15 protein-coding genes are annotated in these 15,007 nt (G+C 49.8%); 9 read left to right on the top strand and 6 right to left on the bottom strand.

Translation table 11 applies throughout. From position 1 onward, the window contains the following. Position 1: 1 nt before the first annotated feature. The 6 genes from AUC31_RS12850 to AUC31_RS12825 all read left to right on the top strand — a co-directional run bounded on the left by AUC31_RS12850 (position 2) and on the right by AUC31_RS12825 (position 6,960). The gene (locus AUC31_RS12850) at positions 2 to 1,504 is read left to right on the top strand and encodes a sugar ABC transporter ATP-binding protein (protein ID WP_058383785.1); all 1,503 of its coding nucleotides are present in this window, start codon (positions 2 to 4) and stop codon (positions 1,502 to 1,504) included. Continuing rightward, the gene (locus AUC31_RS12845) at positions 1,485 to 2,429 is read left to right on the top strand and encodes an ABC transporter permease subunit (protein ID WP_237150608.1); all 945 of its coding nucleotides are present in this window, start codon (positions 1,485 to 1,487) and stop codon (positions 2,427 to 2,429) included. Before AUC31_RS12850 ends, AUC31_RS12845 begins: the two co-directional genes overlap by 20 nt. 12 nt (positions 2,430 to 2,441) lie before the next feature. After that, complete coding sequence (gene rbsB, locus AUC31_RS12840; RefSeq protein ID WP_058382808.1) at positions 2,442 to 3,365, top strand: ribose ABC transporter substrate-binding protein RbsB; 924 nt, start codon at positions 2,442 to 2,444, stop codon at positions 3,363 to 3,365. A gap of 221 nt (positions 3,366 to 3,586) precedes the next feature. Further along, a complete protein-coding gene (dacB, locus tag AUC31_RS12835) occupies positions 3,587 to 5,086 on the top strand; it encodes a D-alanyl-D-alanine carboxypeptidase/D-alanyl-D-alanine endopeptidase (RefSeq protein WP_058382809.1) in 1,500 nt (499 codons plus the stop codon). Positions 5,087 to 5,265: 179 nt separating this feature from the next. Then, positions 5,266 to 5,988, top strand: coding sequence for a gamma-glutamyl-gamma-aminobutyrate hydrolase family protein (locus AUC31_RS12830; protein ID WP_058382810.1), 723 nt, complete (start codon positions 5,266 to 5,268; stop codon positions 5,986 to 5,988). Further along, the gene (locus AUC31_RS12825; RefSeq protein WP_058382811.1) at positions 5,989 to 6,960 is read left to right on the top strand and encodes a dipeptidase; all 972 of its coding nucleotides are present in this window, start codon (positions 5,989 to 5,991) and stop codon (positions 6,958 to 6,960) included. Positions 6,961 to 7,002: 42 nt separating this feature from the next. On the opposite strand, the gene AUC31_RS12820 is transcribed toward AUC31_RS12825, so the two are convergent. The 4 genes from AUC31_RS12820 to AUC31_RS12805 all read right to left on the bottom strand — a co-directional run bounded on the left by AUC31_RS12820 (position 7,003) and on the right by AUC31_RS12805 (position 10,508). Next, positions 7,003 to 7,893, bottom strand: a complete 891-nt coding sequence (locus tag AUC31_RS12820; RefSeq protein WP_058382812.1) for a YihY/virulence factor BrkB family protein — start codon at positions 7,891 to 7,893, stop codon at positions 7,003 to 7,005. Between the two features lie 110 nt (positions 7,894 to 8,003). Continuing rightward, a complete protein-coding gene (locus tag AUC31_RS12815; RefSeq protein WP_058382813.1) occupies positions 8,004 to 8,363 on the bottom strand; it encodes a YolD-like family protein in 360 nt (119 codons plus the stop codon). A 114-nt stretch (positions 8,364 to 8,477) separates the two neighbouring features. Then, the gene (locus AUC31_RS12810) at positions 8,478 to 9,794 is read right to left on the bottom strand and encodes a hemolysin family protein (RefSeq protein WP_058382814.1); all 1,317 of its coding nucleotides are present in this window, start codon (positions 9,792 to 9,794) and stop codon (positions 8,478 to 8,480) included. An 84-nt stretch (positions 9,795 to 9,878) separates the two neighbouring features. Then, a complete protein-coding gene (locus tag AUC31_RS12805) occupies positions 9,879 to 10,508 on the bottom strand; it encodes a YfbR-like 5'-deoxynucleotidase (protein ID WP_058382815.1) in 630 nt (209 codons plus the stop codon). A gap of 104 nt (positions 10,509 to 10,612) precedes the next feature. On the opposite strand from AUC31_RS12805, the gene AUC31_RS12800 reads away from it, so the two are divergent. From AUC31_RS12800 to AUC31_RS12790, 3 genes are all read left to right on the top strand, one after another. Next, the gene (locus AUC31_RS12800) at positions 10,613 to 11,089 is read left to right on the top strand and encodes a metal-dependent hydrolase (protein ID WP_058382816.1); all 477 of its coding nucleotides are present in this window, start codon (positions 10,613 to 10,615) and stop codon (positions 11,087 to 11,089) included. 62 nt (positions 11,090 to 11,151) lie between these two features. Then, positions 11,152 to 11,340: a hypothetical protein gene (locus AUC31_RS12795; protein WP_058382817.1), complete on the top strand. Its 189-nt coding sequence runs from the start codon at positions 11,152 to 11,154 to the stop codon at positions 11,338 to 11,340. A 235-nt stretch (positions 11,341 to 11,575) separates the two neighbouring features. Continuing rightward, positions 11,576 to 13,219, top strand: coding sequence for an SLC13 family permease (locus AUC31_RS12790; RefSeq protein WP_058382818.1), 1,644 nt, complete (start codon positions 11,576 to 11,578; stop codon positions 13,217 to 13,219). Between the two features lie 15 nt (positions 13,220 to 13,234). Here the strand turns inward: AUC31_RS12790 and AUC31_RS12785 are convergent, their stop codons facing one another. Beyond that, positions 13,235 to 14,431 carry an MFS transporter gene (locus AUC31_RS12785; RefSeq protein WP_058383786.1) on the bottom strand — a complete coding sequence of 399 codons (1,197 nt, stop codon included), beginning with the start codon at positions 14,429 to 14,431 and terminating at the stop codon, positions 13,235 to 13,237. A gap of 119 nt (positions 14,432 to 14,550) precedes the next feature. Beyond that, complete coding sequence (locus tag AUC31_RS12780) at positions 14,551 to 14,982, bottom strand: hypothetical protein (protein ID WP_058382819.1); 432 nt, start codon at positions 14,980 to 14,982, stop codon at positions 14,551 to 14,553. Between the last annotated feature and the right edge of the window lie 25 nt (positions 14,983 to 15,007).

Raw genomic sequence — 15,007 nt, 5'->3', positions numbered from 1 at the left:
AATGATCAATATGACTGATATTTGCAAGTCGTTCAGCGGCAACGCTGTCTTGAAAAATGTCCACTTCTCTCTTCAAAAAGGTGAGATTCACGCCTTGATGGGTGAGAACGGTGCCGGCAAATCGACCTTGATGAAAATCATGTCCGGCATCTACACGCGTGACTCCGGAACGGTGGAGGTGAAAGGTAAAAAAGTCGAATTTACTTCACCAAAGCAGGCGGAAGCGGAAGGTATCGCCGTCATCCACCAGGAATTGAATATCCTGCCGCACCTGTCGATCGCGGACAATCTCTTTCTCGGCCGCGAGGAAACCGTCGGGCGCACAGGAATCCTGAAGACAAAAGACATGGAACGCAAAACGAAAAAGATCCTAGGGGATTTAGGGCTTGATATCGACCCGTCGCTTCCCGCAAGCACATTGTCTGTCGGACAGCAGCAATTGGTGGAAATCGGCAAAGCTTTGTCAATGGATGCAGAAATGATCATTATGGACGAACCGACAGCAGCATTGACGGACCGGGAAATCGAAACTTTATTCGTGACCATCCGCGACCTTCAAAAGCGCGGTGTTTCTTTCGTCTATATTTCACATCGCATGGAAGAAATCTTTTCACTGTGTGACCGCATCACCATATTGCGCGACGGTGAATTCGTCGGTGAACGGAAGATCAGCGAAACTAGCTTCGAAGAAATTGTCCAGTTGATGGTCGGCCGTGAACTCGGCGACCGTTTTCCAGAACGAAGCTCGGCGATTGGCGACGTGAAGCTGTCGGTTAAAGGCTTGTCACGGAAAGATTGCTTTGAAGATATTTCCTTCGACATCCATAAGGGGGAAATCGTTTCGATTGCCGGGCTCATGGGGGCCGGGCGCACAGAAGTGGCACAGTCTCTATTCGGTTATAAGAAAGCGGATACAGGAACCGTGGAACTTGATGGCAAGCCTGCGAAAATCGACAATCCGCAAAAAGCGAAAGAACTCGGCATCGGCTACGTGACCGAAGACCGCAAATCCGAAGGGCTGATCGTCGATTTTACAGTCGAAGAAAACATCAGCATGGCGAACTTTGAATCCATTTCCAAAAAGGGTTTGCTGTCGAAAGACAAAGAACGCAGCTTGTACGACCGGATGGTGAAACGCCTTGGCATCCGGACATCAGGGCCAGACCAGGCCGCCAAATCGCTCAGCGGAGGCAACCAGCAAAAAGTCGTCATCGCGAAATGGCTCGGCATCGAACCAGATGTGCTCATTCTCGATGAGCCGACACGCGGCGTCGATGTCGGTGCGAAGAAAGAGATTTATTCGATCATCAATGAATTAGCCGCTCGCGGCGTCGCCATCTTGATGATCTCTTCCGAACTTCCGGAAGTAATCGGCATGGCCGACCGTGTGCTCGTCATGCACGAAGGCAAGTTGACGGCAGATTTGCCGAAGCAGGAAATGACCCAGGAAACGATTATGCATTATGCAACAGGAGGTGGGAAACTTGAAGCTGAAATCCGCTAATACAAGCTTGTTCCAAAAAATCGCGCCGTTCATCGGTTTGATTTTGATCATCATCATCATCACCGCAATTAACCCGAGTTTTCTATCCATGAGCAATATTTTGAACGTCCTCCGGCAAGTATCGATCAATGCCTTGATCGCATTCGGCATGACCTTCGTTATCTTGACCGGCGGAATCGACTTATCGGTCGGCTCGATCTTGGCGCTTACGGGTGCTGTAACAGCCGGCATGATGGCTTCAGGAATTGACCCGATCTTGGCAATGCTGCTGGGGCTATTCCTCGGAGCAGTTCTCGGAGCCATCAACGGCGTCATCATCGCGAAAGGCAAAGTGGCGCCATTCATCGCGACGCTTGCGACGATGACCATTTACCGGGGCTTGACGCTCGTCTACACAGAAGGCCGGCCGATTTCAGGGCTTGGCGACAGCATGAGCTTCCAGATGCTCGGAAAAGGCTATTTCCTCGGCATCCCGGTGCCTGTCGTGACGATGCTCATCAGTTTCGGCATCCTTTACTTCATTTTGAAGAAAACGACGTTCGGACGCCGTGTTTACGCAGTGGGCGGCAACGAGGAAGCTTCTGTGCTTTCCGGAATCAATGCCGACCGCATCAAGATTTATGTATATTCCTTGGTCGGTGCGCTTGCCGCACTGGCGTCGCTGATCTTGACTTCTCGTTTGAATTCAGCTCAGCCGACAGCCGGCCAGATGTTTGAACTCGATGCCATTGCAGCCGTTGTGCTCGGTGGAACGAGTTTGACAGGCGGCCGCGGATGGATCGTCGGCACGTTGATCGGGGCTTTGATCATCGGTGTCTTGAATAACGGTTTGAATTTGATTGGGGTGTCCTCCTTCTTCCAGCAAGTGGTGAAGGGTGCAGTTATATTGCTTGCAGTATTGCTCGACCGTAAAAAAACAGCATAGGGAGTGGTAGAGATGAAGAAAATGCTATTGATGTTCGTCCTTTTGGCAATGATGGTTTTGGCCGCATGTTCCATGGAAGCACCAGGTTCGGATTCAGAAGAAACAACAGGCGGAGAAGAAGCGAGCGGCGATTACACAGTCGGTTTCTCGATCTCGACATTGAACAACCCGTTCTTCGTGACATTGAGTGAAGGGGCGGAAGCCAAAGCTTCTGAACTTGGCGCAACTCTTTCTGTAGTGGATGCACAAGACGACGCATCGAAGCAGGCAAGTGATGTAGAAGATTTAATCCAGCAAGGGGTAGATATGATTCTGATCAACCCTGTCGATTCTGAAGCAGTTGCTTCAGCAGTCGCTTCTGCCAACAATGCAGAAATCCCGGTTATCACTGTAGACCGCAGCGCGGAAAGCGGCGAAGTCGTTTCCCACATCGCTTCGGATAACGTAGCTGGCGGTGAAATGGCAGCTGAACATTTATTATCATTGGTAGGCGATGGCGCGAAAGTAGCAGAATTGGAAGGCGTTCCAGGATCTTCTGCAGCACGTGAACGCGGAGAAGGCTTCAATAATATTGCAGCGGACAGCATGGATGTCGTTGCCAAACAAACGGCGAATTTCAACCGTGCAGAAGGTTTGTCGGTCATGGAAAACATCTTGCAAGCAAACCCTGATGTAACTGGAGTGTTTGCACACAACGACGAAATGGCGCTTGGCGCACTTGAAGCGATCGAAGCTTCAGGTAAAGACGTTACAGTGGTCGGATTCGATGCGACAGATGACGCTGTTGCAGCAGTTGAAGAAGGCCGTCTTGCCGGAACGATTGCCCAAAAACCGGAAATGATCGGGGAAATGGCTGTCGAAACAGCCATCCAGCACTTGGATGGCGAAGAAGTGGAAGCATCGATTCCAGTAGAATTGGAATTGATCCAAGAGTAATGAAGAAACCGCATCGGCAATTTGCCGATGCGGTTTTTTAATGCAGCTAGGCTGAAAGAACCTAGCGAAAATGAAGTGAATAAAAATATAGATTTTATTTGGATTTTTTTACTATTAATATAAAATAGTAGTAAGCCATTAGTTCTGATTATTCAGGTATCAGAAAATTCTTACTTCCGATGTGGTACATTTTTTGTAAACCACTTGGAGGAGGAAATAAAATGGCGAAATTGAATCGATGGAGAGCGGCGGGATTGCTTGTGCTGGCAGGGGCTTTGGCGGCATCCCCGCTGCAGATGGGAAGTGATAGCGAGATGGCAGGAGCAAACGGTGACTATGCAGCGTTAACTGCACAAGTGAATGATATTCTGCAAGATGAAAGCTTGGACGGCGCCCTAGCAGGCGTCAGCATTCGAAAAGCGGATAGCGGGGAAAAAATATACGATCATTTTGGCAACACCCGGCTGAAGCCGGCATCCAATATGAAGCTGTTTACCCTGGCGGCGGCTCTTGAAACTTTAGGGGAAGATCACCGATTCTCGACAGAACTGCATACCGACGGGGAATTGAAAGGCAAAGTGCTGCAAGGCAATCTTTATTTGAAAGGCAAAGGCGACCCGACATTGCTCGAGGAGGATTTCGAGCGCTTTGCAAAAGAATTAAAAGCACAAGGTATACATAAAGTGAAAGGCGACTTGATCGGCGACGATAGCTGGTTCGATGATGAACGTTTGTCTGAAGACATGACATGGAAAAATGAAGTGTATTATGTCGGAGCCCAAGTATCCGCATTGACCGCCTCACCGAATAAAGATTACGACGCCGGGTCGATCATCGTGGAAGCGAACGCCGGAGAGGCGGCGGGAGATGAGGTACGGGTCAGCTTGTCACCGGAAACGGATTATGTGACGATCACCAATAACGCCCAAACAGTGGCAGCTGGCGAACCGAAAACGCTGAGCATCACGAGAGATCACGGAACGAATGAAATCATCGTGGAAGGCAATATCCCGGAACAGGGAAGCCGGACGCGTGAATGGATTGCAGTCGATGAACCGTCTGGATATGCACTCAGCTTGTTCGAAAAGGCACTCGATAAGGAAGGCGTCGAGCTGATCGGGAACTCTGAAACGGTGATGGGCGTTACGCCGCAGGATAGCCGCATATTGCTAGAGCATCAATCGATGACGCTTGCGGAACTATCAATCCCGTTCATGAAACTGAGCAATAATGGCCACGGCGAAGCATTGGCGAAACAAATGGGCCGCGTGGTGAACGGGGAAGGCAGCTGGGAAGCGGGCCTCGCCGTGATGGAGGAAACTGCTGGCAAGCTTGGCGTCAATGTCGACACCATCCATCTGCGCGATGCTTCCGGAATGTCCCACGTCAATTTGATTCCGGCAAATGAGATTTCGCAGTTACTAGCCGGTGCTCAGAATGAAACATGGTTTGATACGTTCTTTGAATCCTTGCCGGTAGCAGGGGCTTCGGAACGCTTGGTCGGCGGCACCTTGCGCAACCGCATGAAAGGCACGGCGGCGGAAGGCAATGTCCAGGCTAAAACCGGCAGCTTGTCCTCGGTTTCTTCTCTGGCCGGCTATGCAACGACACAAGACGGCGAACGGCTGGTCTTCGCGATCATCCTGAACAATGATTTGGCGAATGTCACGCCGATCGAAAACTCGATTGCCGAAGCGATTGCCGGATATCAAGCCGAATGATAAGGGAGAGCTTCGAAGGACGATAAACAATCAGTTTTGACAGAAACAGCGGCGGAAGGCTTCGTGTCTTTTGCGGGCTGTTTCTTTTTGATGGGAAAGATTGGATTGTTCTTTCCATCCTGAAAAAACTTCTGTATGGTGAATATATCAAGTATTCAAACAACTTAGGAGTGATGGAAATGAGACCAATCATCGGCATTACCGCGTCAAAGGAATTGGGGAAAGATGAATACAATGTAGAGCTTGCGGACACAGAAGCGATTGTGCGAGCGGGCGGCTTGCCGATCATGCTTCCACATATTGAAGGACAGGCGGAACTGGAAGAACTCGCTGAGCACATCGACGGATTGTTCCTTGCGGGCGGCTGGGATATTGAACCGACATTATTCGGCGAAGAGCCGCATCCGGGGCTTGGCGTCATCATTCCCTCACGCGATCGCTTCGAGCTGGAGCTATTGGAAAAAGTGCTGGAGAAAAATAAGCCGGTGCTGGCGATTTGCCGAGGCGCCCAGATTTTGAATATCGCAGCCGGAGGGGACATGTATCAGGATACACCGTCTCAATTGGCGGGCAACCTGCTGCAGCATCAGCAGCGTGCGCCGAAAGAGCATGGCTCGCATTTTGTCGAGGTTGCGGAAGGTTCGCTTTTGCACCGGCTGACGGATTCTCTGAAGCTCAAGGTCAATAGCCGCCACCACCAGTCGAACCGCCATGTGCCTGAACATTATCTCGTGTCTGGCATCGCAAGCGACGGCGTCATAGAGGCGATTGAAAGCAAAGAGCATGGTTTCGCGCTTGGGCTGCAATGGCATCCGGAAAATATGGCGCGTGCAGGCGACGCAGCGTCTTTGCGCATTTTTGAAGGCTTTGTCAGCGCCTGTACAGAAGAAGGGGATGAGTGAGTGCAGATCATTGATACGCATTGCGATGCGCTACTGAAGCTGCAGGTGGCGAAGCGCAACGAATTGTTTCGAGGAAAGCCTGTCAATTTTTTCAATGCGGAAGAACTCGACACTAATTTCCTACGTTTGCAACAAGGCGGCGTCAAAGTCCAGTTTTTTGCGGTGTTCGTGCACCCTGAATTGCCGGACAATGAAAAATGGCAGCATACATTAGAGCAGATCGATTTGTTCTACAGCGAGGTGGTCAGTCAGCCGCTCATGAAACATATCCGCCGTTGGGAAGACATCGACACACTCGGCCCGGATGAAATCGGTGCAGTGCTCGCGCTCGAAGGGGCAGATGCTTTTGGAAACGACCTTGCGAAACTGCGGCATCTCTACAGGCTCGGCGTGCTGTCGCTCGGGCTGACATGGAATTTCGCCAATCTCTGCGCAGACGGCGTCGGGGAACCGAGAGGCGGCGGGTTGACACTGCTCGGCAAGCAAGTAGTGCAGCTGAATAATGATCACTGTGTGTTTACGGACGTGTCCCATCTGTCGCTTGCAGGATTTTGGGAAGTGATGGAACTCGCCAAGTATCCGATTGCGAGCCATTCCAATGTGCGGGAGTTGTGCGATCATCCACGCAATTTGGATGATCGGCAAATACAGGCGATGTTCTCGGGCAATGGCTTGATCGATGTCGTATTCTGTCCGGAGTTCATCAACCCGGGAAGCCAGCAGGCGGCGATTGAGGATTTGCTGCGCCATATCGACCATCTTTGTGCACTCGGCGGAGAACGTCATATCGGCCTAGGATCGGATTTTGATGGGATTTTCGATCATGTCACGAGGCTTGAAAATGCTGCGGCTTACCCGAATTTAATCGAGGCTTTGCAAAAACGCTATTCGGAAACCCAAGTAGAAGGGTTTGCATTTCGGAATTTCCTGGCGCATCGTCCCGGTATTGGGGAAGAACGGAGCAGAACATAAAAAAAGCCATCCGCTAATGAGTCAGCGGATGGCTTTTTTGCGTTAATACTTATTCATGGATGACTCTGTTTCACCAGATTCGGCCATTTGCAATTTACTTTCTTCCGAGTCGCTTTTGGCGTGTTTATGACGGTGCAAGATGGCATTGATTTCAGCTCCGACAACCAGGATCAAACCTGTCAGGAAGAACCAAAGAATCAAGACGATCAAGCCACCGAGACTGCCGTAAGTGGCGGAATAGCTTCCGAAATTCGATACATAGAACGAGAAGCCGAGGGAGACAAGCTGCCACAAGACTGTAGCGATAACGGCACCGATGATGACTTCCTTGAACGGGAAATGCTTGTTCGGCGCAAATTTGTAGAGCATTGCCAGCACTAGGCTCATAACAACGATTGAAATGACCCAACGAAGCACTTGGAAAATGATTTCCGTTTGTTGGGGCAGATTCAGGAACTGATTGATCATATCGATGATTGTGCCACCGAAGATCGGCAAGACAAGTGCAACGATAACAGCAATCAGCATGAACAGCGTCAAGATGATCGCCAAGCCTTTCTTCACGAAGAAAGAACGGGTCTCTTCCACGTCATAGGCTTGGTTGGTCGCTTCCATAAATGCAGTCATTGCGTTCGACGCGGACCAAAGCGTACCGAGGATACCGAAAGTCAGCAGGCCGCCGGATGGTGTCGTCACGACACTGACGATGGTATCTTCGAATGTACTAGCGACTTCACCTGGCAGGATCGTGCCGATAAAATCGACAGCCCGCTGCGGGTCGATCTGCAAATACGGCAAGATCGCCAGCAGCAAAATCAATAATGGGACAATTGCCAGTAGATAATAATAAGCTTGGGCTGCCGCAAGTGTCGTCGCATGGTCTTTTTTGAATTCTTGGCCAAGTTCTTTGGCATAGGACGTCACTTTGCTCATAACTTTATACCTCCATTTTTTTTTGTAAAGTTATTAAGTATATGCCCGATGCCGCCAAGAAAAAACCTTAAAAAAGGAAATTATCCACTTTTGCGCCTCTACAAGCCGTTTTAATCAATCGTGCGAATGCCGACAAGATCATCAAAAGGGATTCGGATAGTTTCAGTTCCGTATAGGACTTCTACGATTTGGCTGGGCAAGTCGACTGACTTGATGGTTCCGGACACGGCTGCGAGCCCATTGTCCCAATAGCGGAGTTCCGCCACGCATTGGCGCTGGTGGGCAATGCCGATTTCCTCCTGCAATAAACCGAGTTCTTCTTCATCGAGCCGGGGCTTATGCATGGAAGGCTCATCGGCCCGCCATTCCCTGAGCATCCGGACATGTTCCGGCAGCATCAGCGCCCCCCATTTCAATTGCCCTCTGTCCAAGACGTCTCCTTTTACCGTCAAATGCTGATTCTTTTTCATCTTCATCTCTCCTTTCTAAAAAATAAGAACATTTGTTCTTATCGTAAAGAAATAATGGAGAATGGTCAATTACTTCTTTTCTAAAAAAAAAAGACCGCCTATAGGCAGCCCTGTTTATGCGTTGATTTCCGGTTCTTCAAGTTTCTCGAAAGCGATTTTAAGTATGTGATGGTTTTCCATCGCGACGATTTCCCACTGGTAGCCGCCCTTTTCGAATGAATCCCCAGCTTCGGCTTCGATGAGCTGATGCTGCATCCAACCGGCAAGGGTATCGATTTCGTCGCTGTCTGCGAATTTCAGGCTGAATCGCTCTTCCAGGTCTTTCAACAGGACGCGGCCATTCACTACATAACGGGTGTCGCTTTCTTTCACGATTTCAGCTTCCTCTTCTTCATCAAACTCATCCCGGATTTCCCCGACGATTTCTTCAAGGATGTCTTCCATCGTGATCAGCCCGGACGTACCGCCGTACTCGTCGATGACTAATGCGATATGGGTACGGTCTTTCTGCATTTTCACGAGCGCCATCTGCAGCGGCGTCGTCTCGTGGAAATACGGCAGGTCATGAATGAGTTCTGTCATTTGCACATTGCTGTTGATCGCATAATAAGTCAGCACTTCCTTGGCATTGATGAAGCCGATCAAATCGTCTTTATCGCCGTCGCGGGCAATCGGGTAACGCGTAAAGCGATGTTCCCGAAGTTCAGCTAGCAATTCCTCAGTGGATAAATCATCCGGAAAAGCAACCATCTGTGTACGCGGGATCATGACATCCTTGGCGCTGCGCTCATCGAATGCAAAGATATTCTGCATATAGGAAAGCTCCGTCTGGTTGATTTCACCGCTCTGGAAACTCTGCGCCATGATGATCTTCAGTTCTTCCTCAGAGTGAGCTTGCTGTTCGCCCGCAGGCTCTACGCCGAACATGCGGAGCAGCAAACGGGCAGAGCCATTCAAGACGAAAATGAATGGATACATGATTTTCCCGAAGATATAAAGTGCAGGGGCCAGCGACAAAGTCATGCGTTCTGCAAATTGCAACGCCAGCGATTTTGGCGCCAATTCGCCGATGACGACGTGCAAAAATGTCACCAGTGCAAAGGCGAGAGCGAACGAGATAATCGTCGACACGGCTGAAGGGACGCCGAGCAAGTCGAATAGCGGGTGGAGAAGCGTTTCGACAGTCGGCTCCCCGAGCCATCCAAGGCCGAGAGCGGTTACCGTGATGCCAAGCTGGCAGGCGGATAAATAATAATCCAAGTCGCTGACAACTTTTTTCACGGTGACGGCTTGTTTATTGCCTTCCTCGATCAGCTGTTCGATGCGTGACATGCGGACTTTGACGACAGCAAATTCCGTACCGACAAAAAATGCGGTTAATGCAATGAGTAAGACGAGAAGAGCTAAATTCAGTAAAAGTATGGGGTCCAATAAATTCCCTTAAATAAGGGATTCACCTCCGAGTTAGTTTATTCTAATTTATCATAAGTCAGCCCGTCATGCCCAACAAAGCAATCAATGGGCTTCGAGCACACGCTTTGTGATTTTGCGGATATCAATTGCCGTGTCTTCTGTCATGATGTCATCGAGTATAACATCGCGGAAATAATCGACGCTTGCGGTAAGCGGAAGATCGAGGATCTTGCTGAGCGCAATCCGGTACATTTTCAGGAATTCCTTATCGGTATTGCCACGCTTCAGTTCTGCAAACGCTTCGTAGAATTGGTCGAGCTTATCGGCGAATTCCAATAGCCGGCCTTCGAGCGACTCGTCCTTGCCTTCTTTCATGCGGTCGAAAAAGACTTCTTGGAATTCTTCCGGAATTTCTTTCAGGATGAATTTCTCCATCATCCCCTCTTCAACTCTCGCAAGAATTTCCTTGAGTTCAGGGGATGCATATTTCACGGGGGTTTTGATATCCCCGATAAACACTTCGGCAAAGTCATGGTTGATGGTCCGTTCATAGAGCGATTTCCAGTCGACAGGGCGGCCTTCGCGCTCTTCAATTGTCGCAAAGAACATCGCATACTGGCTGACTTTCCACGAATGCGCGGCGACGTTATGCTCTTCAAACTTGAAACGGCCTGGTGCCCGGATGATTCGCTCCAAATCATTTAATGAGGTGAAAAAACGATGAATTCCCATGAAAAACGACTCCTTTTTGCTAATTTCGATGTCTTCAGCATAACCGAAAAACGGTATAATAGAAATTATAGAGTGATTCAACCGGAAAAGGAGCGCAACCAGCTATGACAGGAAAAACACACATCACGGGCGGCATCGCAGCAAGTCTGGCATTTGCGCAAGTTTCCCATTACGAGCCTGCCATTTTATTGATTGGCGGAGTGGCAGGGGCGTTGATTCCGGATATTTGCCACGGCTCGAGCAAAATCGGCAGGAGCCTGCCAATCTTATCGAAACTGATCAGTACTTTGTTTGGACATCGGACTTTCACCCATAGCCTTTTGTTCCTGATACTCATGACGGCGCTGTTTCAGGCAGTGTTGCCAAATGAAGCGTTGGCAATGGGTGTATTGGTTGGCATGATCAGCCACATCGTATTGGACATGGCGACGAAACGAGGCGTCAAGCTATTGTTTCCGCTGCGCGTGACGGTGCGCTTGCCGCTTACGACATCAACGGGCAGCTTTGCCGAACACCTGGTGTTCGCTGCCTTATCGGTCCTATCGGTTTATTTTGGCTACAACTTGTTCAACTTTTCCTAATACGTTTTAAGCGGTGTTCTTAGGGAATAGGAGGGGAAAGCAGTCCAAGAGGAGGAAGCAGAATGCCTAGAGACGAATTTTCCAAAGATGCCAACCCATCGAGGAATACGGACCGAAAAAAACGTGAAGAGTTCGAAGGAATCGACCGTGAATCACGGGAAGACGGACAGAAAATGAGAAAAGAAGGCGCCCACAGCAATACCGGTGTCGGCGATGAACGAAATCCAATCGGCGAATCAGAAAGTAAATAATGACATAAAAAGAAGCTGCGGGGAATCAACCAGCAGCTTCTTTTTTAATGGCTAAAAACGGGTTAGTGGCAGCATGGGGGACAGTGAAAAAACTAGGGAGCATGAGGACGTGTTCAAAAACAGAGATCTAGTTCCCTAAATAGATAGCAATCCAGCCCTTGTCCTGAAAAATGAAAACGGATACACTAAAACAGGTGGAATAATTAAACAATTCTTTAAAATTTGGAGGGATAGTATGGTTTCAGCAACTTGGAACTGGATGTGGGAAAAGCATGACCAGGCAAAAGACATGCTGCGCTTTTTCGCAAAGCCCGGCTCGACTTCACCAGGGGACGACCGCGATCGTGCAGAAGACGCAGGTACATATGATGAACGCTTCAAGAAGAAAAGCTATAATACGCCGCAGCTGATCGGGCTGATCCTTGGCCCTTTACTGTTCATCTTGACGATGCTGTTCTTGAATCCGGAAGGGCTGACGCCGGAAGCGAAGGCGATTCTTGCCAGCACCATCTGGATCGCGACTTGGTGGATTACCGAGGCGATCCCGATTCCAGCTACGTCGCTGTTGCCGATTGTGCTCTTTCCCTTAACGGGGGGATTGGACGTTGGGGCGACCACTTCCGCTTATGGCAACGACACGATTTTCCTGTTCATGGGCGGCTTCATGATCGCTTTGACGATGGAAAAATGGAATCTGCATAAACGCATTGCCTTAACTATCATTTCATTGATCGGGACGAACACCGAGCGGATCATCCTGGGGTTCATGGTGGCGACCGGGTTCTTATCGATGTGGATTTCCAATACCGCTACCGCCATGATGATGGTGCCGATCGGGCTGGCCATCATTTACCAAGTGTCGGAAGCGTTGAAACATGACGACTCGATCGACACGTCACGAGAAAACTTCGGATTTGGCAAAGCGCTCATGCTCGGCATCGCCTATTCCGCCTCGCTTGGCGGAATCGCGACCTTGATCGGGACGCCGCCGAATACATTGCTTGCCGGCGCTGTCAATGAAATCTACGGCATTGAAATCACGTTTGCCGAGTGGATGCTGTTCGGCGTGCCAGTAGCGTGGATTTTTATCTTTGTGGCTTGGTTCTATCTGGTGAAAGTGGCGCATCCTTTAAAACTAAAAGAGTTGCCTGGAGGCAGCGCAGTCATTAAAGAACAGAAGGCAGAGCTGGGTAAGGCTTCCTACGAGGAAAAGATCGTGTTCGCGATCTTCCTCTTGGCAGCATTTTCATGGATCACCCGCTCGTTTTTGCTGGTGGAATTTTTGCCTGGCTTGAACGACGCGATGGTTGGGTTGATTGCTGCCTTGATCTTGTTCGCCATCCCTTCGAAAAACCGCAGAGGCGACAATTTGCTGGACTGGGCAACAGCCGTTAAATTGCCATGGGGCATCCTGCTGCTATTTGGGGGCGGCTTGGCAATCGCCGCTGGCTTTACTCAATCAGGCCTTTCCGAATGGGTAGGCGGCCAGTTGATCGGCCTGCAAGGAATCAATGTCTTGATTATTGTGCTTGTCGTTGCGGCATTCGTGTTGTTCTTAACAGAAATCACATCCAATACCGCGACAGCTTCGATGATGTTCCCGATCATGGCTTCGTTGGCAGTCGCGCTCGGCATCCATCCGTATGCATTGATGGTGACGGCTGCTGTGACAGCGTCCTGTGCATTCATGCTGCCGGTTGCGACACCGCCGAATGCTGTGGTCTTCGGTTCAGGTTATTTGAAAATCATCGATATGGCCCGTGCCGGCTTTATCCTGAACGTTTTCGGGATTGTTTTTGTCGGCCTCGCTGTCTACTACTTCCTGCCGCTCGTCTGGGGCATCGATTTATTGAGCACCCCGGCACAGTTCCTGGAATAAACTAAAAGAGCCGCCTCATGCAATTGAGGCGGCTCTTTTTCTGTACCAAGTAACGATCATTACATAAATCGCTGGCATCGCTGCGCAAAGAATGATCAGCACGTTCCAGCCGAAGCGTGTCCAAACGGGGCTGAGCAATGAGCTCCCAGCCGCCACGCCAATATAATACGATACAAGATATAGACTCGATGCGCTGCCTTTATGATGCGTAGCCTGCTGGCCGACAGAAGCAGCGGTCAGTGAATGGGCTGTGAAAAACCCGAGGCAGGTCACGCATAAACCGACTGCTACCATCCATAGTTCAGGCCCAAGCGTCATCAACACGCCAGCTGAAAAAATGAACACGCCGATAATGCGCACGCGCCTCAAGCCGAATGCTTCAGCAGCGCGCCCGGCAAGCGGCGAGCCGATGACCCCGATGCCGTAGGCGAAGAACAGATAGGAGATCGCCTGCAGCGACATGGAAAATGGCGGTGCTTCGAGGTGGAACGGCAAATAGGTCCAGACGCCGGTGAAAGCAATTTGGAGAATCGCGCCGAGGCCAAACACAACGAGCAGCGCGGGATTTTTCAAATGGAACAGGAAGCCCTCGATATCTTTTGAAAAGCTCAGTTCGCTCGGTTCAAAATGATGGGAAGGCGGCAATAGCAAAAAGACGGCGATAAACAAAGCGATGCCGGTCACGCCGAATGCGAAAAACGTCAATTGCCAGGAAAACGCATCTGTGAGAAATCCAGTCAAAACGCGACCGAGCATGCCTCCGAGTGCATTGCTCGATATGTATAAAGCGGTGGCATAGGCGATGTTTTTGCGGTCGATTTCCTCGCTGATGTAGGCGAGTGCTGCAGCTGGAACCCCGGCAAGCGCAAAGCCTTGGATCAAGCGCAGCACAAGAAATACCGTGAACGATTCGACAAACGGCAGGATGAAAAACGGGATGGCAGAGCCGAGCAGCGACCAGATGATATAGGAGCGCCGCCCGTTGCGGTCAGAAAAGAAGCCGAGAATGACCAGCCCCGCAATCAATCCGATGATCGTCAGGGAAAGAGACAAGCTGGAAGTCGAGACCGACACTCCGAATTCCGAGACGAATACCGGCAGCAAAGGCTGTACGGAGTAAATATTGGCAAAAATAAATAACGAAGCCAATAGCAGGCTCGCAATGATTTTCCAGAATTCACGGTCGCGTACCGTGTATGTGCGTTTTTCCATGAAGGCAATCACTTCCATTTCGTCAAAGCTTCTGCTATCCATTCTATCACTCATTGGCAAATAAGTGGGAGCGGCAAAAAGGGTGTGAAAAAGCCCGCATGAAACATGCGGGCTGGACGTTAAAGCTTATTGAAATACGCAAGAATTTGTTTGCGGGTAGGTTCCTGCAGGCGATAGCGCAATTCTTTGTTTTGGGTATTCACGAGATGATAGGCCGGGTTTTCGACAACCGTAAATTTCCAATGCGGCTTCACGTTCTTTTTCTTCAATTGCAGTTCAGGAGGCATCATCTTGTCAGTGAAGCTTTCAAGTTTCGCCATTAGGAACGTATCCATATAACGGACGATGACAAATCCTTGGTGTTTCTCTGGGTCATATTTCGAGAGATTGTATTCACTTACATCAAAGCCTTTTTCGTAACGTTGCACAGACGGAGAAAGGACAAAAAAGTCCTCATTGTAAAATACATTCGAGTTGCCGAATTGCTTGAGGCCCAATTCCTCAACCAAAAGATCCTTATTGACCAAATTCATTTCGCGCGCAGTAGCCATGCAATTCCTCCTCATTTCCTTATAG

The sequence above is a fragment of the Planococcus rifietoensis genome, from assembly GCF_001465795.2.
Lineage (GTDB): Bacteria > Bacillota > Bacilli > Bacillales_A > Planococcaceae > Planococcus > Planococcus rifietoensis.
Note: the sequence above shows the minus strand (reverse complement) of the source record. Positions and strands in the feature narration are given on the sequence as shown.